The sequence below is a fragment of the Paractinoplanes pyxinae genome, assembly GCF_026626335.1.
Classification (GTDB): Bacteria; Actinomycetota; Actinomycetes; order Mycobacteriales; family Micromonosporaceae; genus Actinoplanes; species Actinoplanes pyxinae.
The window spans coordinates 521,772-538,683 of sequence record NZ_JAPNTZ010000006.1; the positions used below are offsets into that span (position 1 = coordinate 521,772).

15 protein-coding genes and 1 riboswitch are annotated in these 16,912 nt (G+C 71.4%); of the genes, 7 read left to right on the forward strand and 8 right to left on the reverse strand.

All coding sequences use genetic code 11. The annotated features are described in order from the left end of the window. The first annotated feature begins 74 nt into the window (after window positions 1-74). The 6 genes from OWR29_RS19660 to OWR29_RS19685 all read left to right on the forward strand — a co-directional run bounded on the left by OWR29_RS19660 (window position 75) and on the right by OWR29_RS19685 (window position 6,579). A complete protein-coding gene (locus tag OWR29_RS19660) occupies window positions 75-326 on the forward strand; it encodes a GNAT family N-acetyltransferase (protein WP_267564370.1) in 252 nt (83 codons plus the stop codon). Beyond that, on the forward strand, window positions 296-475 hold the full coding sequence (locus OWR29_RS19665) for a GNAT family N-acetyltransferase (RefSeq protein ID WP_267564371.1): 180 nt from the start codon (window positions 296-298) through the stop codon (window positions 473-475). The genes OWR29_RS19660 and OWR29_RS19665 overlap by 31 nt, the downstream gene beginning before the upstream one ends. Before the next feature lie 703 nt (window positions 476-1,178). Further along, window positions 1,179-2,375: a thiolase family protein gene (locus tag OWR29_RS19670; RefSeq protein WP_267564372.1), complete on the forward strand. Its 1,197-nt coding sequence runs from the start codon at window positions 1,179-1,181 to the stop codon at window positions 2,373-2,375. Further along, a complete protein-coding gene (locus tag OWR29_RS19675) occupies window positions 2,372-4,426 on the forward strand; it encodes a 3-hydroxyacyl-CoA dehydrogenase NAD-binding domain-containing protein (protein WP_267564373.1) in 2,055 nt (684 codons plus the stop codon). Before OWR29_RS19670 ends, OWR29_RS19675 begins: the two co-directional genes overlap by 4 nt. A 151-nt stretch (window positions 4,427-4,577) precedes the next feature. Beyond that, window positions 4,578-5,567, forward strand: coding sequence for a hypothetical protein (locus OWR29_RS19680; protein WP_267564374.1), 990 nt, complete (start codon window positions 4,578-4,580; stop codon window positions 5,565-5,567). A 157-nt stretch (window positions 5,568-5,724) separates the two neighbouring features. Then, window positions 5,725-6,579, forward strand: coding sequence for a DUF2637 domain-containing protein (locus OWR29_RS19685; protein WP_267564375.1), 855 nt, complete (start codon window positions 5,725-5,727; stop codon window positions 6,577-6,579). Between the two features lie 131 nt (window positions 6,580-6,710). On the opposite strand, the gene OWR29_RS19690 is transcribed toward OWR29_RS19685, so the two are convergent. The 7 genes from OWR29_RS19690 to dxs form a co-directional block, all read right to left on the reverse strand. Then, window positions 6,711-7,091 carry a BUD32 family EKC/KEOPS complex subunit gene (locus OWR29_RS19690; RefSeq protein ID WP_267564376.1) on the reverse strand — a complete coding sequence of 127 codons (381 nt, stop codon included), beginning with the start codon at window positions 7,089-7,091 and terminating at the stop codon, window positions 6,711-6,713. A 31-nt stretch (window positions 7,092-7,122) separates the two neighbouring features. Then, window positions 7,123-8,337, reverse strand: coding sequence for a sensor histidine kinase (locus OWR29_RS19695; RefSeq protein WP_267564377.1), 1,215 nt, complete (start codon window positions 8,335-8,337; stop codon window positions 7,123-7,125). Beyond that, entirely contained in the window at window positions 8,334-9,008 is a 675-nt protein-coding gene (locus OWR29_RS19700; RefSeq protein WP_267564378.1) for a response regulator transcription factor, read from the reverse strand. The genes OWR29_RS19695 and OWR29_RS19700 overlap by 4 nt, the downstream gene beginning before the upstream one ends. Before the next feature lie 79 nt (window positions 9,009-9,087). Next, on the reverse strand, window positions 9,088-10,374 hold the full coding sequence (locus tag OWR29_RS19705; RefSeq protein ID WP_267564379.1) for an outer membrane protein assembly factor BamB family protein: 1,287 nt from the start codon (window positions 10,372-10,374) through the stop codon (window positions 9,088-9,090). Between the two features lie 33 nt (window positions 10,375-10,407). Further along, window positions 10,408-11,763, reverse strand: coding sequence for an outer membrane protein assembly factor BamB family protein (locus OWR29_RS19710; protein WP_267564454.1), 1,356 nt, complete (start codon window positions 11,761-11,763; stop codon window positions 10,408-10,410). A 9-nt stretch (window positions 11,764-11,772) separates the two neighbouring features. Then, on the reverse strand, window positions 11,773-13,080 hold the full coding sequence (locus tag OWR29_RS19715) for an outer membrane protein assembly factor BamB family protein (RefSeq protein WP_267564380.1): 1,308 nt from the start codon (window positions 13,078-13,080) through the stop codon (window positions 11,773-11,775). Window positions 13,081-13,164: 84 nt separating this feature from the next. Beyond that, entirely contained in the window at window positions 13,165-15,081 is a 1,917-nt protein-coding gene (dxs, locus tag OWR29_RS19720) for a 1-deoxy-D-xylulose-5-phosphate synthase (RefSeq protein WP_267564381.1), read from the reverse strand. A 159-nt stretch (window positions 15,082-15,240) separates the two neighbouring features. Continuing rightward, window positions 15,241-15,325: riboswitch (ZMP/ZTP riboswitch) on the forward strand. 15 nt (window positions 15,326-15,340) lie between these two features. Between dxs and OWR29_RS19725 the strand changes: the two genes are divergently transcribed. Next, a complete protein-coding gene (locus tag OWR29_RS19725) occupies window positions 15,341-16,207 on the forward strand; it encodes a bifunctional 5,10-methylenetetrahydrofolate dehydrogenase/5,10-methenyltetrahydrofolate cyclohydrolase (RefSeq protein WP_267564382.1) in 867 nt (288 codons plus the stop codon). On the opposite strand, the gene OWR29_RS19730 is transcribed toward OWR29_RS19725, so the two are convergent. Beyond that, entirely contained in the window at window positions 16,194-16,874 is a 681-nt protein-coding gene (locus tag OWR29_RS19730) for a carbonic anhydrase (protein WP_267564383.1), read from the reverse strand. The two genes, OWR29_RS19725 and OWR29_RS19730, sit on opposite strands and share 14 nt — an antisense overlap. Window positions 16,875-16,912 lie beyond the last annotated feature (38 nt).

Consider the following 16,912-nt stretch of genomic DNA (forward strand, 5'->3'; position numbering starts at 1 on the left):
GGCGGCCCGTCGCCCATTCGGCGGCGCCGGCAAACGGGTCGCGTCACGCCGGCCCGCGCTGCCACGATCGCCCGATGGTGCAGATCCGCCCGTTCGAGCCCGGCGACCTCCCCGGAGTGCTGCATCTGTGCGAGGCCGAGGGCTGGCCGTCCTTCCCCGCCAACCCACCCCGCGCCCTGCGCATCCTGACCGCCCCCGGCGTAACCACGGTGGTAGCCCTCGACGCCGGCGCAGTGATCGGCTTCGCCGAACTCTTCAGCGACGGCGAGCTGCAGGCCTACCTGGCCAACTCGCAGTGGCCGCCACCCACCGCCGCACCGGCGTAGCCCGAAACCTGGTCACCGAGGCCCTACGCCAGGCCGGCGGCGAACGAGTAGACCTGCTCAGCGAGGACGCGGCGGCCCCCTTCTACCGATCGTTCCCCCACTTCGAGAAGCCCGGCTTCCGCCTCTACCCGTTCCACAACGCCGACTGACCGGCCCACAGCCAGCCGCAGCGCGTCACAGGACACGAGCAGGTCGAACGTCCAAGATCGCCGCCGGTGGCCGCCACCTCCCCCGCCCATCAGGGTGGGCCGACGATAGCCCCCGCCACCGACATGATCCCGAAGTTATCCACAGGCAGAACCCCGCCCCGGCCGTCCCACGCGCGGCCGGGACAGGGCAGTCCACAGGTCAAGCGCCGTCCCGCTTCGGCGCGCCCTGTCCGGCGGTCAGCCTGGCCCGCCCGCGCTCCAGTGAATCTTGGCGCGCCCGTCGTCGGTGCCGCAGCGGTCGCACTGTGAATAGCGGACGCCCTCCGGATTGAAGCGCCGCGCCCATTTGTGCCACCCCAGGCGGCACCTGAACGGCTTGCCCATAGCGTGAAGCTACGCTCACCCTGAGATCATCATCCTCACCCGAACGGCCCCGCCGAAAGCACCACTGAACAGCCCGAACGCGGGCGAACGGGGTTGAGCGCAACCACTCACGCACGTCGCCCGGGTGGGTTTCGCGTTCTGGACGCGCCAGCGGCCAGCGAAGCCCGCCCGGGCCCTCGGCGGGAGCGACGGTCTGCAACCCCCCACCCCGCTACGACATCAAGCTCTTGATCTTGAAGTTTGTGACGTTCTCCCAACGGGGTGGCACCCGTTAGTTACCGACGAGTAGCATTCCCATACCACCGCGCTAGGAGGTCCCGTGCCCCGTGAAGTTCGCGAGGTCGTCTTCGTTGACGGCGTCCGCACACCGTTCGGCAAGGCGGGCGGCATGTATGCCGAGACCCGCGCCGACGACCTGGTCATCCGCTGCATCCGCGAGCTGATGCGCCGCAATCCCCAGCTGCCGCCGGACAGGGTCGACGAGGTCGCCATCGCGGCCACCACCCAGATCGGCGATCAGGGCCTGACCATCGGCCGCACCGCCGCCCTGCTGTCCGGCCTGCCCAAGACCGTGCCCGGCTACGCGATCGACCGCATGTGCGCGGGCGCCATGACCGCCGTCACCAACGTGGCCGGCGGCATCGCGATGGGCGCCTACGACGTGGCCATCGCGGGCGGCGTCGAGCACATGGGCCGCCACCCGATGGGCGAGGGCGTCGACCCCAACCCGCGGATCATCGCCGAGAAGCTGGTCGACCCGTCCGCGCTGGTCATGGGCTCGACGGCCGAGAACCTGCACGATCGCCTGCCGGGTATCACCAAGGAGCGGGCCGACCGTTACGGGCTCAACTCGCAGCTGAAGACGGCCAAGGCGTACGCCGACGGCAAGCTGCAGCCGGACATGGTTCCGGTCGCCCTCCGCAGCGCCGAGCAGGGCTGGGGCCTGGCCACGGCCGACGAGGCGCCGCGCGAGACGTCGATGGAGAAGCTGGCCACCCTCAAGACCCCGTTCCGCCCGCACGGCCGGGTCACCGCGGGCAACGCGGCCGGCCTGAACGACGGCGCCACCGCGGCCCTGCTGGCCAGCGAAGAGACGGCCCGTGAGCTGGGCCTGCCGGTCGCGATGCGGATGGTCTCGTACGGCTTCGTGGGTGTCGAGCCCGAGATCATGGGCTACGGCCCGATCCCGTCGACCGAGAAGGCGCTGAAGAAGGCCGGCCTCACGATCGACGACATCGGCTTGTTCGAGCTGAACGAGGCGTTCGCCGTGCAGGTGCTGGCGTTCCTCGACCACTACGGCATCGCCGACGACGACCCGCGGGTGAACCCGTGGGGCGGCGCGATCGCCATCGGCCACCCGCTCGCCTCCTCCGGTGTGCGCCTGATGACGCAGCTGGCGCGGCACTTCGCCGAGCACCCCGAGGTCCGGTACGGCCTCACCGCCATGTGCATCGGCATCGGCATGGGCGGCACCGTGATCTGGGAGAACCCGAACTGGGACGGAGAGGCCAAGTGATCGAGCACCCGAACGAGGTCGTGACCAAGGCGCTCGTCCGCTTTGTCGCTTTTCAGGGCAAGAAGGTCGCGCTGATCACGCTCGACAACGGCTTCGACCACAAGAAGCCGAACAGCTTCGGCCCGGGCGGCCTGAAGTCGCTCGACGAGGCGATCACCGCGGCGACCGAGGCGAACCCGGCGTTCATCGCCATCACCGGCAAGCCGCATATCTTCTGCGTCGGCGCCGACATCACCGGCATCCCGTACCTGACGTCCCGCGAGCAGGCGCTCGAGCTGGGCGAGCTCGGCCACCGCGTCTTCGCCCGCCTGAAGAACAGCAAGATCCCGACCTTCGCGTTCATCAACGGCGCGGCCCTGGGTGGCGGCCTCGAGGTCGCTCTTCACTGCCATTTCCGTACGGTTTCCGGCGGCGCCGCTGCGCTCGGTCTGCCCGAGGTCGCGATCGGCCTGGTCCCCGGCTGGGGCGGCAGCCAGCTGCTGCCCAACCTGATCGGCGTGCCCGGCGCGGCTCAGGTCATCCTGCAGAACCCGCTCACCCAGAAGGTGCTGCGCCCGAAGCAGGCCGTCGAGCTGGGCGTGGCCGACCAGCTGTTCGAGCCGGCCGACTTCATCGAGCGCTCGCTCGAGTGGGCGGCTGCGGTCGTCGACGGCGAGCTGACCGTGCAGCGTCCCGAGGTCGACCGGGACATGTGGGAGGGCGTGCTCTTCTTCGCCAAGCAGCAGCTCGACGAGAAGCTGCACGGCGCCGTCCCCAGCGCCAATAAGGCCCTCGAGCTGCTCGCGCTGGCCAAGGACGCTTCGTTCGAAGACGGTACGGCGGCCGAGACGCAGGCTTTGGCCGACCTCATCATGGCCGACGAGTCCCGGGCCAGCCTGTACGCGTTCGACCTGGTGCAGCGCCGGGCCAAGCGCCCGGTCGGCGTGCCCGACAAGTCGCTGGCCCGTAAGGTCACCAAGGTCGGCGTCGTCGGCGCCGGCCTGATGGCGTCCCAGCTCGCGCTGCTGTTCGCGCGCCGCCTGCAGGTGCCGGTCGTGCTCACCGACCTCGACCAGACCCGGGTCGACAAGGGCGTCCAGTACGTGCACGACCAGATCGACAAGCTGGTCGGCAAGCGCCGCCTCGACGAGGGCACCGCGGCCAAGCTGCGCGGCCTGGTCAGCGGCTCGGTCGACAAGTCGGTGTTCGCCGACGCCGACTTCGTGATCGAGGCCGTCTTCGAGAACCTCGACCTCAAGAAGCAGATCTGGGCCGAGATCGAGAAGATCGTTTCGCCCGAGGCCATCCTGGCGACGAACACGAGTTCGCTGTCGGTGACGGCGATGGCGGCCGACCTCGAGCACCCCGAGCGGGTCGTCGGCTTCCACTTCTTCAACCCGGTCGCCGTCCTGCCGCTCCTCGAGATCATCAAGGGCGAGCGGACCGACGACGCCACGCTGGCCACCGCGTTCGCCGTCGGCAAGGAACTGAAGAAGTCGTCGGTGCTGGTCAAGGACGCCCCGGCGTTCGTGGTCAACCGCCTGCTGACCAGGGTCACCAGCGAGATCTTCAAGGCCATCGATTCCGGTACGCCGCTCGAGGTCGTCAACGAGGCGATGGACCCGCTGGGCCTGCCCATGCGCCCGATCGCGTTGCTGCAGCTCGTCGGCCCCGCCGTCGCCTACCACGTGGGCGAGACGCTGCACGCGGCGTTCCCCGACCGGTTCGCCGAGTCGGCCAACCTCAAGAAGATCGTCGACGCCGGCCTGCCCGTGATGGTCGACGACGAGATCAACCCCGAGGTGGCCGAGCTGGTGGCGGGCGGTTCCGCGCCGTTGTCGGCCGACGAGGTACGGGCCCAGGCGCTCGACGCCCTGGCTCAGGAGATCAGGATCATGCTGGACGAGGGCGTGGTCGCCGAGGCGCAGGACATCGACCTGTGCATGATCCTGGGCGCCGGGTACCCCTTCCACCTGGGTGGCGTCACGCCGTACCTGGACCGCAGCGGCACCTCCGAGCGGGTGACCGGCCGGCGGTTCCTGCCCCAGGGCGCGGCGAGCCTGCCCGCCTGATCCGCCGGTCCGAAAGTCGACGCCCCGCGCTCACCAGCGCGGGGCGTCGGCCGTTCTGCCCGGACGGCCCGTCCCACCACCCAGAACGGGGGACGTAGCCGATTGCTCACTACCGATAGGCTCGCCCGGTACCCGATACCTGGAGCTTTTGATGTCGCAGCCCCCGTACCCCGGCCAGCCCTACCCCGGCGAGCCCTCTTCCGGCCAGCCGAATCAGGGTCAGCCGCCTTATCAGGGTCAGCCGCCTTACCAGCCCTACCCGGGTCAGTCTCCGCAGGAGCCGCCGGCCTACCCGCCGACGACGGCCTACCCCTCCTCGGGCCAGCCTGATTACGGCCAGTCGACCCCGCCTCCCCAGTACGGGCAACCCCAGCAGCCGCAGTACGGTGCTCAGCCCGGCTACGGTCAGCAGCCTTCGTACGGCGCCCAGCCTTCGTACGGCGCTCCGCAACCCTCGTACGGTGCTCCGCAGCCGCCGAAGAAGAAGTCCAAGGTCCTGCCGATCGTGCTGATCTCGGTCGCGATCGTGCTGGTGCTCTGCATCGGCGGCGTCGTGGCCCTCTACATGGTCGGCAAGAACGCCGCCGACGACGTGACCGACGCCGTCAACAACCTGCCGACGAGCAACGCCACGGCCTACCCGACCGACGAGCCGACGACGGCGCCCCCCACGCGGGCCGCCGCCAACGTCACCATCGCCGAGCCGAAGACGCTGGGCGGCCGCGACAAGCTCACGTCGGCCCAGTTCGCGGCGATCGCCGAGCAGCTGAAGGGCGGCCTCGAGAGCGTGCCCGGCGCCACCAACACGGTCGGCGCCCTCTACGGCGACGTCGGCGACCAGGACATCGTGATCGTGGCGGCCGCCGAGGCCCCCATCAAGAACCCGAAGGCCGAACTCGAGCAGACCTTCTACGGCGCCGGCATCGGCGGCCTGAAGATCGACAACATCACCACGGCCCCCACCGGCGCCCTCGGCGGCGCCGCCAAGTGCGGCAGCTCCGAGACGTCCGGCATCGACATGGCCATCTGCACCTGGGCCGACGAGGGCAGCGTCGGCATGTTCATCTGGTACTTCAAGTCGGTCAGCAAGGCCAAGGCCGAGTTCCCCAAGCTCCGGGCCGAGGTCGAAAAGAAGAGCTGAGCGCGTCAAGCCGACACGCCGCCCGACACGATCACGTAGTCGCATCGCCTCCGGAACGGACCGGTCACGGTTGCCGTCCCGGAGGCTTTTGCGTCATCTCCACCCGTCAGGATGACCCCGGCGTCCGCCTCGGGCGCCCTTGGGCGGAGGAGGTCCGGTGATCCTGGAACAGCTACGACGTGTCCGCTGGGCCGTGCGGGCCACCCTGCTGCTGGGCGTGGCCGCCTCGGTCGTCGCCAACGTCCTGCACGCCCGGGACAACCCGATCAGCCAGGCCATCGCCGCCTGGCCACCCCTGGCCCTGCTGCTCACCGTCGAGCTGATCTCCCGGGTGCCGGTCCACCGCCGCTACCTGACCGCGCTACGCCTGCTGGCGACGGCCATCATCGCCGGCATCGCCGCCTGGGTGTCGTACTGGCACATGGTCGGCGTGGCCGCCCGCTACGGCGAAACCGGGGCGTCGCCCTACCTGCTACCCCTCTCGGTTGACGGCCTGATCGTGGTGGCCAGCATCTGCCTGGTCGAACTGGGCGGCCGCATCTCCACCCTGGAACGCCCCGCCCATTTTGCGGCCGCTGTCCCTGACCCCGCTCCGGCCCCCGTCGCTGCCTCCGCGCCGCGCGAGCCCGCGCCAGTTCCGGGCCTGATCCCCAGCCCGCTCAGCGCGGCCCAAGCCCGAGTCAACGGCCCGTCCATCCCCGCGCGGGGATCCGGCCCGCTGGGCCCCACCACAGCCGCCGCCCTGGCCGAGGTCGCAGCCGCACTCCCCCGCCCAGCACCCACTCCAGCCACCGCCGGGCGGGCAGTCCCGGCCCAACGCTCGAACGCCACCCCCAGCGGCCGAGCGGTAACCGCCCCCGCCACCGGAAAGCCCCGGCGCACCCCCGCCGAGACGGTCGCCCTGGCCGCCCAGATCAAGGCCACCCAGCCCGAGCTCAACGAGACAGAATTGGCCGCCCAACTGGGCATCAGCCCGTCCCGCTGGCGCTCCATCCGCCGCGAAGCCGCGTAACAGCATCCCGCCGACGTGGGTGTCGCTTTGCGGGCGACTGGCACTCACCGCACGATCACAGAGCATTCAAGAACGTGGCCCAATGCCGCCGAACCAGGTCACGGTCATTGCCGGCCCAAGCCACAGCCTGTTCAGCATTCCGCCTCCGCCCGGCATCCACCGCCCCGTCCCCGGCCGTCGATGAAGGCAACCGGCCGCCCGTCCTGGAAGATGGTGTTGAACGGCCCCGGGTCCCCATGGATCACGCATTCGCCGTCGCTGGCCAGCGGGGAATCGCTGGTGAGGTCGTGCAGCTCCCGCAGCATCCGCCCGCCCATCCCGTAGGCGCCACTGTCCCGCTGGCTCGGGTGATCCGTTGTACAACCCGGAACGAAAGACAACACGTCCCGCCCAAGAGAGTCGACGCCCAAATGGCGAGGCGCGTAGCGATACCCCCGGGCCTCCAGCAGTCGCAGCACCCGCGCCGGAAACTCGGCCCGCGTCCGCCGAACCGTGTCCCCAATCAGCACCACTTCGGGGGGGTACGACGCCCCCCGCTCAAGTTCACCGAGTGGCCACCCGCGCCGACGCCGCCACCACAGGCGTCGCATCCGCCGTAGGCAGCGACACCGTCACCTCGAGCCCGCCCCCGTCCTGGGCCACAGCCGAAACCGTCCCCCCATGCGCGTCACAAACCGCCCGCACAATGGACAGCCCCAACCCCGACCCCCGAGACCCGGTACGTTCCCATCCCCCACGGCGGAACGGCTCGAACAGCCCCGGCACGTCCCCCGGCTCCACTTCATAGCCGGTGTTCCCCACCACCAGCCGGGCCTGGCCGTTCACCGTTGACGTGCTGAGCCACAGCCTCCCCAGCAGGTGGTTGTAGCGGATCGCGTTCTCGATCAGGTTGCCCGCCAGCCTGTCCAGCAGCGACGGGTCACCCACCACCGGCGCCGGCTGCAGGTCCGTCGTCACCTCGAGCTTCAATCGCTCGGCCTCCGCTTGAACCGCCGACAGGGCCGTCGTCGCGCTCATCGACAGGTCGGCCGGCACCTTGCGCGCCAGCCGCCGCCCCGATTGGGCTTCCGAGCGGGCCAAGACCAGCAGCGCGTCCACCAGGCCGTTGGCTCTTTCCGAGGCGTTGCGCACCACCTTGGCCATCCGCCGGTATTCGGCCACGTCGGCCTCGTCGTCGGTCAGGGTCACGTCGATCTCGGTGCGCATGACGGCCAGCGGCGTGCGTAGTTCGTGCGAGGCGTTGGCCACGAAGCGTTTCTGCGACTCGAAGGCGCCGGCCAGCCGGTCGAGCATGGCGTCGAACGTACGGGCCAGTTCGGCCACCTCGTCGTCGGCCCCCGAGTATTTGATGCGCTGGTCGAGTGTTTCCTCGCCCAGCCGGCGCGCGGTCTGCGTGACTGTGTGCAGCGGCCGCAGCGCCCGCCCGGCCACCGCGTACGCCCCGGCGATGCCGATGATGCCGATCGCCACCAGCGCCACCGTGCCCTTGACCAGCATTTCGCGCGACGCCTGCTCGACCAGCGTCTCCTGCCAACCGGCGGCGTCGACCACGGTTCCGTTGGTCAGCGTGACCTTCGAGCCGGGCTGCAGGTCCACGCCGGGGTGCATGACGTCGCCGACCAGCAGCCAGGCCAGCACGACCAGGATCGCCCCCGCGCCGACCAGCAGGATGCCGTTGAGCAGGGTGAGCCGCAGCTTCAGGGTGGGCCGCAGGGTGAAGCTCGGGCCTCGCTTGGCGCGGCCCAGATAGACCGTCATGAGAGGACGACCGGTTCGGGTACGCGATAACCCGCCCCCACCACGGTCTCGATCAGCGGCGGATCGCCCACTTTCTTCCGCAGGGTCATCACCGTCACCCGGACGGTCGTGGTGAACGGGTCGGTGTTGGCGTCCCACACCCTTTCCAGCAGCTCCTCGCTGGAGACGACCCCGCCGCGCGCCTTCAGCAGTTCCTCGAGCACGCCGAACTCTTTGTTGGTGAGTTCGATCGGGACACCGCCGCGGGTCACCACCCGGCGGGTCTGGTCGAGCACCAGGTTGCCCACGGTGAGCACGGGCGGGGCGGCCGGGGTGGCCCGCCGGCCCAGCGCCTGCACGCGGGCCACCAGCTCCTCGAAGGCGAACGGCTTGGCCAGGTAGTCGTCGGCGCCCAGCTGCAGGCCCTCGACCCGGTCGGCCACGGTGCCGCTGGCCGTCAGCATCAGCACCCGGGTCAGCGCGCCCGATTCGACCAGGGCGGCGCAGATCTCGTCGCCGTGCATGCCGGGCAGGTCGCGGTCGAGCACGACCACGTCGTACCGCGTCACATAGGCCATCTCGTGGCCCTGCAGCCCGTCGTACGCGACGTCGACGGCCATCCCTTTGCGCCGCAGCCCTCGCGCGATCGCGTCACAGAGGTTCCGCTCGTCCTCCACCACCAGCACACGCACCGCAGTCCTCCGTCAAGCTAGCCGGGCCCAGCCTCGCCGACCGGACGTGAACCGGGTGTGAAGAGGCCACAGCTGAAGGCTACCGAAGCGGCCACAGGGCGACATTGGCGTCGACCAGGCGGCAGATGAGCCGGCCCGATGCGGCCTGGCAGCTGTTGGAGACGTCGTCGGCCGTGCCGAGCAGGCGGACCGAGAGGGTGGCCGGGTCGAGGATGCCGTAGTGCAGCACGAACGATCCGCGCACGTCGAGTTTGGCGTAGAAGCGGCCGTCCCCGGTCGGCGCCAGGAACTCCCACCGGCCGAAATTGCCCCGGACCTTTCCCGTACGCGGATCGAGCACCCACAACCCCGGCTCGTCCAGCCCGCGCTCGGCCCGCGTGGCCAGCAGAAAATCGCCGACCCCTTCCGCGTACGCGTAATAGCCGGACCGCCACAGCTCGCGCCCCGTCCCGGGGTCGATCGCCGTCATTCCCCGCTGATGCTGGAACGTGCAGATCAGCTGTCCGCACCCGGCCTGCATCCAGCTGCTCGACAGGTCGGCGTTGGTGTGCCACAGCGGTGTCAGTCCGGGCAGCCGGTACGCCCCGAAGCCGGCCGGGCCGTCGTCGGCCATCACGAGGTCGTCGACCGGCCACACCAGCCCGTTGGCCCGGCCGGGCCGGGGAGGCAGGGTGCGGGCCGCGATCAGCGCGCCGGTGTGCGGATCGTGGCTTTCGAGCCGCCCCGAGTCGGTGAGCAACACCAGCCACTGCGGGAAGTCGCCCGCCCCGCCGGTCTCGGCGATGTAGCCGTCGGCCGGCCGGGGCAGCGTCCAGCGGGTGGCGCCGGTCAGCAGATCGACGCCGGACACCGCGTTGTCGGTGCCGAGCAGCACCAGGTTGTCGGCCGGGGACACCGCGATCAGCTGGGCCGTCCGCCGCCACCGGGTCTGGTCGGTGCCCTCGGCCACGGCCACCGCGGCCCAGATGCCGCTCGCGTCGACCTGGTACGAGGCGACCATGGTGTCGCCGGCCAGCACGACCTGGTTGACGCTGCCCGAGACGGTGACCGTGGTGCTGCTGAGCAGCCGGGCCCCGGGCAGGGCGAACGTCCGCACGACGCGCCGGCTCACCTGCGCCACGAGCGTCCTCGAGCCGCTGACCAGCAGCATCCGGTCGCCGCCGAGGAACATGGTGTCGCCCAGCCGGGCCGGCACGACCGTCGGCGCTTGCATGACCGGCAGCGGCGCCGCGGCGGTGAGCAGGGCCAGCAGGGCGACCGACACCAGCGCCAGCAGGGCCCGGCGGGGCACCAGCCGGTCGGCCTCGACGGCGACGGGCGGCGCCTCGCGGGGCACCTCGCCGAGTTCGATGACTTCGTTCGTCACGGCGCACCCCCGCCCATTGTGGCGCTGGGCGGGTCAGGCTCGGTAGGCCCAGATCCGTAGTTCGTCGCCCGACCGGCACACCACGTGCCGTTCGTCGGAGCTGCAGTCGCTGACCGGGCCGCCGGTGCCGCCGAGCGGCTGGATCGCGTCGTGGCGGGGCAGCACCACGGCGAACGTGCTGGCCCCGACCTCGCCGCCGCGCCGCAGCACCAGGGGCTGGTCGGAGCGGCCGAGCAATTCGTTCTGCCAGCCGCCGAGGTCGACCCGGGTGGCGCCGGTGGCCGGGTCGACCAGGCGCATCGGCAGTCCCGAGTCGCTGCTCCACTCGATCACGTAGCGGCCGTGCCGGCTCAGGTCGACGTCGTCGGGGGCCCGCCAGCGCGCCTGCCCGGTGTCCGGGTCGAGCACGTCGAGCGTTCGCCGCTCGCTCGTGCAGAACAGGCCGCTGCAGCTGGCCGGGTCGGACATCGTCCGCGGCACGGGCCGCGACCAGCGCCGTTCGACGGTGTCGGCCGAGTAGGCGACCTCCTCGGTGACGACCCCGTCCTTGCCGTACGCGACGGCCAGAAGCCCGTCGACCAGGGAACCGCCGGACGGGCCGGCCCCGTCGACCGGCGGCAGCGCGGTGTCGCGGAGGACCGCGCCCGTGACGCCGTCGATACGCCGGAGGCGGTCCGACGACAGCATCAGCACCGCCGGGTCCTCGCCCGGCGCGACCGTCACGCTGACCGCCCCGCGGGCGCTGACGGTCCAGAGCGTGCGGCCGGTGCCGAGGTCGACGCCGCGCACGTCGGTGCGCCGCGGGGGCTCGGTGTGCGGCTCGCCGGTGGACGAGAAGTACAGCATCCCGGGGTCGCCGGACGCCTGGTCGTAGACGGTTCCGGGCCGGAAGTCCTGGCTCTGCACCAGTCCCACCCGTCCGCCCGGCAACGGGGTGATGTTCGCCGGTGACCGCCACCGGGTCGCGCCGCTGCGCGCGTCGACGACCGCGGTGATGTTCCGGTACGAGAACAGCACCAGGTCGCCCGCCGGCTGGGCGTCGAGCCCGCCCCAGCCCATGTCGTCCGGGTCGGCGGGCGGGGTCCGCAGGTGGTTGCGCCACAGCTCGCGCGGATGCTCGGCGATGCTCCAGGCGGTGATCTCGCGCTCGAACCCGGTGACCGCGACGGTGTAGACGCGGCCGCCGGTGAGCTGGAACGGCGACTCGGCGCCGGCCGGTGAGGGCACGGAGCCGAGGTAGCGCCACAGCATTGGCATGACGGGCGCCGCGCCCCCGGCGGCGAGCACCAGCACGGCCACCAGCACCAGGGCCGGGCCGCGGTAGCGGTGGGCGGGCGGCGGGGCGGTGAGCGTCGGGTCGGGCTGGGCGGTCAGGTCCAGCTCGATCACCGCCAACGCCTACCCCTTCCGGTCGTACGCCCAGACGACGAGCTGGCCGTACATCGAGCGGCACACCAGCCGCTCGGGCGCGGCCTGGCAGTCGCCCGTGCCGGCCGGGAGCGGCCCCAGCAGCTGCGGCTGGGTCAGACCCGGCTGAGCGACGGCGACCATGGTACGACCTCCGGCCTCTTCCGATCGGGTGACCAGCAGGTGGTCCTCGTCGCCGGCGCCGTAGATGGGCCGCCACCCGGTCAGATCGACCTGCAGCTGCCCGGTGTCCGGATCGATGAGCCCCAGCGGCTGCGTGTTCTCGGCCGACCCGTACGCGACGAAAGAGTTGCCGAACTGCTGGATGCCCCGCCAGCCGGGGTTGGTCCAGCGCACGTCACCGGTGGCCGGGTCGATCGCGCGCATCCCGTCGGGGCCGGTCAGGCAGGCCAGCACGCCGCACGCCTCGATGTCGTAGTAGCCGTCGGCCGGCTGCGACCACAGGTTGCGCAGGGTCACCCCGTCGTAGGCCGAGAACTCCATGTTCGGCCGGCCGGGGTGCCGCAGCAGGATCGTGCCGTCGACCACCACGGGGTTGGTGGGGTCGTAGTCGGCCGGCGGCACCGACGCGCGAGCCAGCCGCTCACCGGTGATCAGGTCGTGGACGGCCATCGTGCGGTCGTCGTGCACCAGCAGCATGCGGGTGCCGGAGTCGCCCGGCCCGGGCAGCCCGATCAGCACGGCGCTGGACGGCACGTCGACGGTCCAGCGGGTGACTCCGGTGGCCGGGTCGATCGCGTCGACCGGGCCCTGCACCCGCCGGGCGGCGCCACCCATGCTGCGGGTGGGCGAGGCGGCGAGCAGGGTCGGCGAGCCGGCCAGGGTGACCACGTTGCCCGAGCGGCTCCACTGTTCGCGTCCGTCGGCGAGCGAGATGGCGGTGGTGCCCGGGTCGCGCGAGCCGATGGTCCACGGCCGCATCAGGATCAGCCCGGAACCCAGCCGCAGCCGGAAGGCGGGAGCGGTCTGCCCCGCCTCCCACTGCGTCTTGCCGTCGGAGAGGTTGTACGCGCTGAGCATGCCGAAGGTCTGGGCCAGCAGCCGGCCGTCGTCGGTCAACGCGTACGCGTCGGCCGGGCCCACCTGCAGGCTGAACACCTCGGTCAGGGGCGCCTTGGCCGGTGCGATCGAGGCGCCCGCGGTGAGCAGCACGAGCGCGGCCAGGACGGCGGCCGGGAACCAGATCGGGAAGGCCGAGCGCTGCGGCGAATCGTACGAATCAGGCTCTCCGCGTTCCAGACCCAGATCGATGACCACCGTGTTGCCCTGCACCGTCATGCCTCAAAGGTAACGAGCAGATAACGCCGTTGCCCCGCGCCGGTCCGATTCGCGGGGCAATCACCGAATTTCCGGTGGCGTGATTCACGCCTTGCGCTGAAGCTCCGGCTGGTCGGCCAGCTTCGAGACCCACTCGGTGACGTCGCGGGCGATGTCCTGCGCGGTGAGGCCGAGCTCGGTCAGAATCTCGGCCCGGGTGCCGTGCGGGTGCCACCCGGCCGGCACGCCGAAGTCGCGCAGCGGCACCTCGACGCCCGCGTCGCGCAGGGCGCTGGCCACCGCGTCGCCCACGCCGCCGGCCCGGACACCGTCCTCCAGCGTGACGACCAGGCGGTGCTGGGCGGCCAGGCCGCTCAGCTCGATCGGCACCGGGCGCACCCAGCGCGGGTCGGCCACGGTGACGCCGAAGCCCTGCTCGGCCAGGCGGTCGGCCACGTCCAGACCCAGGCCGGCGAACGAGCCGACGGCGACCAGAAGCACGTCTTTGTTGTCGTCCTCGCGCAGCACGTCGACCTGGCCGACGCGGCGCACCGCGGGCAGGGCGGCCGGCACGGCGCCGGTCGGGAAGCGGACGATCGTCGGACCGTCCTCGACCGCGACCGCCTCGCGCAGCTCCTCCCGCAGCGACGCCTCGTCGCGCGGGGCGGCGATGCGCAGGCCGGGCACCACGCCGAAGACGCTCATGTCCCAGATGCCGTAGTGGCTGGGCCCGTCGGGACCGGTCACGCCGGCCCGGTCGAGCACGAAGGTGACCGGCAGCTCGTGCATGGCGACGTCCAGCAGCACCTGGTCGAAGGCGCGGTTGAGGAACGTGGCGTAGACCGCGACCACCGGGTGCAGGCCGCCCATGGCCAGCCCGGCCGCGCTGGTCGCGGCGTGCTGCTCGGCGATGCCGACGTCGTACGCCCGCTCGGGGTACTTCTTGGCCAGCGCGGCGATGCCGGTCGGCTCGGCCATGGCGGCCGTGATGCCGACCACGTCGGGGCGCTCGTCGGCGATCTTCACCAGCTCGTCGGCGAAGACGTTGGTCCACTTCAGCTTGGCCGAGGCGAGCATCTTGCCGGTCTCGGCGTCGAAGCTGCCCGGGCTGTGCAGGCAGTCGGCCTCGTCCTGCTCGGCCGGGCGGTAGCCGTAGCCCTTGCGGGTCACCGAGTGCACGATGACCGGCGCGTTGAAGCCCTTGGCCCGGCGCAGCGCCGATTCCATGGCCTGCTGGTCGTGACCGTCGACCGGGCCGATGTACTTGATGCCGAGGTCTTCGAACATGGGCTGCGGACTGACCGCGTCTTTGATGCCGCGCTTGACCGCGTGCAGCACCTCGTACACCGGCTTGCCCACCACCGGGGTCGAGCCCAGCGCGTCCTTCACCAGGTCGAGCACCTTCTCGTAGCCCGGGTTGAGGCGCAGCGTGGAGAGGTGGTCGGCCAGGCCGCCGATGGTCGGCGCGTACGAGCGGCCGTTGTCGTTGACGACGATGACCAGCCGGTTCTTGGCGGCGGCGATGTTGTTCAGCGCCTCCCAGCACATGCCGCCCGTGAGCGCGCCGTCGCCGACGACCGCGACCACGTGCCGATCCTCGCCGCGCAGGGCGAACGCCTTGGACATGCCCTCGGCGTAGGACAGGGCGGTCGAGGCGTGCGAGTTCTCGATGAAGTCGTGCTCGCTCTCGGCCCGGCTCGGGTAGCCGGTGAGGCCGCCGCGCTGACGCAGCAGGTCGAAGCCGTCCTGCCGACCGGTGACGATCTTGTGGACGTAGGCCTGGTGGCCCGTGTCGAACAGGACGCGGTCACGCGGCGAGTCGAAGACGCGGTGGATGGCCAGGGTCGTCTCGACCACGCCGAGGTTGGGACCGAGGTGGCCGCCGGTGCGGGACACCTTGGCCACCAGGAAGTCGCGAATCTCCGCCGCCAGGAGGGTCAGCTGCTCGGGGGTGAGGCGCTTGAGGTCACCCGGTGAGGTGATGCCGGCCAGGATGCCGTCGGAGGCGGGGAGGTCGCTCATGGGGGTGAAGTCTATCGGCGCGGGACGACAACGCATCCCGGCCGAAGGGGTCCTCTCAGGTCCTACACACAACCGACACATGTGCGTGAGCTGGGGTCATGCGGTGATCTACCGCACAGTAACAACCCGGCATCAATGCTCACGCGGGCGTCGGGCATGCTGGTGGGGCGCGACTGGCGGCACCGGGGATGGATCGACCATCGGGGAGCCTGTCACGGGGAAGTCGACCGCCTGGGCCCCCGTGCGAGAGGGTGGTCGCATGTCCGCACGCCTACTTCCCGGCGGCCCGGTCGCCGAGGCCGTTCTCGCCGACGTCTCCGAGCGCGCCGCCAAGCTCAAGGCCCAGGGCGTCACGCCCAGCCTGGCCACCGTCCTGGTCGGCGACGACGACGCCAGCGCCGGCTACATCCGCATCAAGCAGCGCCAGGCGGCCGAGCTCGGCTTCGACTCGCCGCACCGGCACCTCTCGGGCGACATCACCCAGCAGCAGCTGCTCGACGTGATCGCCGAGCTGAACGCCGACCCGAGCGTCCACGGGGTGCTGATCCAGTACCCGATCCCGGCCCACCTCGACTACGACGCCGCGCTGCAGACCCTCGACCCCGACAAGGACGTCGACGGCATGCACCCGCTCAACATGGGCCGCCTCGCGGTGGGCCTGCCCGGCCCGCTGCCCTGCACCCCGGCCGGCATCGAGGCGCTGCTGGCCCACTACGAGATCCCGGTGGCCGGGCACGAGGTGGTCATCCTGGGCCGGGGCGCGACGCTGGGCCGCCCGCTGGCCATGCTGCTGGCCCAGAAGCGGCCGACCGCCAACGCCGCCGTCACCGTGGTTCACACCGGCGTACCGGACTGGGACCGCTACACCAAGCGGGCCGAGATCCTCATCGCCGCGGCCGGTGTGCCCGGCATCATCCAGCCCGAGCACGTCCGCCCGGGCGCGACGGTGATCGGCGCCGGCGTCCGCTACGAGGGCAAGCGCCTGCTGCCCGACGTGGCCGAGGAGTGCGCCGAGGTCGCCGGGGCCATCACCCCGCGGGTGGGCGGGGTGGGCCCGACGACCGTCGCCATGCTGTTCCGCAACGCGATCAGCGCTGCCGAACGGGCGGTCGCTACAGCAGCGTGACCTTCCCGGTGTCCAGGTCGTAACGCGCGCCGGCCACGCCCAGGTGGCCGGCCTCGACCTTCTCGCGGACGATCCCGCTCTGCGCGAGAAGCGCGGCGACCTGGGCCCGCACGTTGGCCCGGACGCCGTTCTCGACAGCGTCGCCCGGCTGCGAGAGCACCGGCTCGACGATCGGACGCAGCGCGTCGACGATGGCCGCGATGTGCCCCGGCGCCTCACCGCCCGAACGGATCAGGTCGACCGTGGCCGAGATCGCGCCGCACCGCTCGTGCCCGAGCACCAGCAGCAGCGGCGGCTCGAAGTGCTCGACGGCGTACTCGATGCTGCCCAGCAGCAGGTCGTCGACGATGTTGCCGGCTACCCGGTTGTCGAAGATGTCGCCCAGGCCCTGGTCGAAGAGCAGTTCCGACGGTACGCGGGAATCCGCGCAGCCCAGCGTGATGACGAACGGGTCCTGGGCCGCGGCCAGCCGGTGGATCGCGGCGACATTCTGATGCGGGTGACGCAGGTGCCCGGTGACGAAGCGGTGGTTGCCGCGCAGCAGTTCCCGCAACGCCTCGTCGTAGGTGGCCGGCGGCGCCGGGGCGGCGTCGGCGGTGGCGGGGATCAGCGTCGCGGCCAGCGCGGTGGCGCCGGCGGTGAGCACGGAACGGCGTCCGAGGGACATGGTCGTTCTCCGATCTTGAGAATCGATCGGAGCCTATT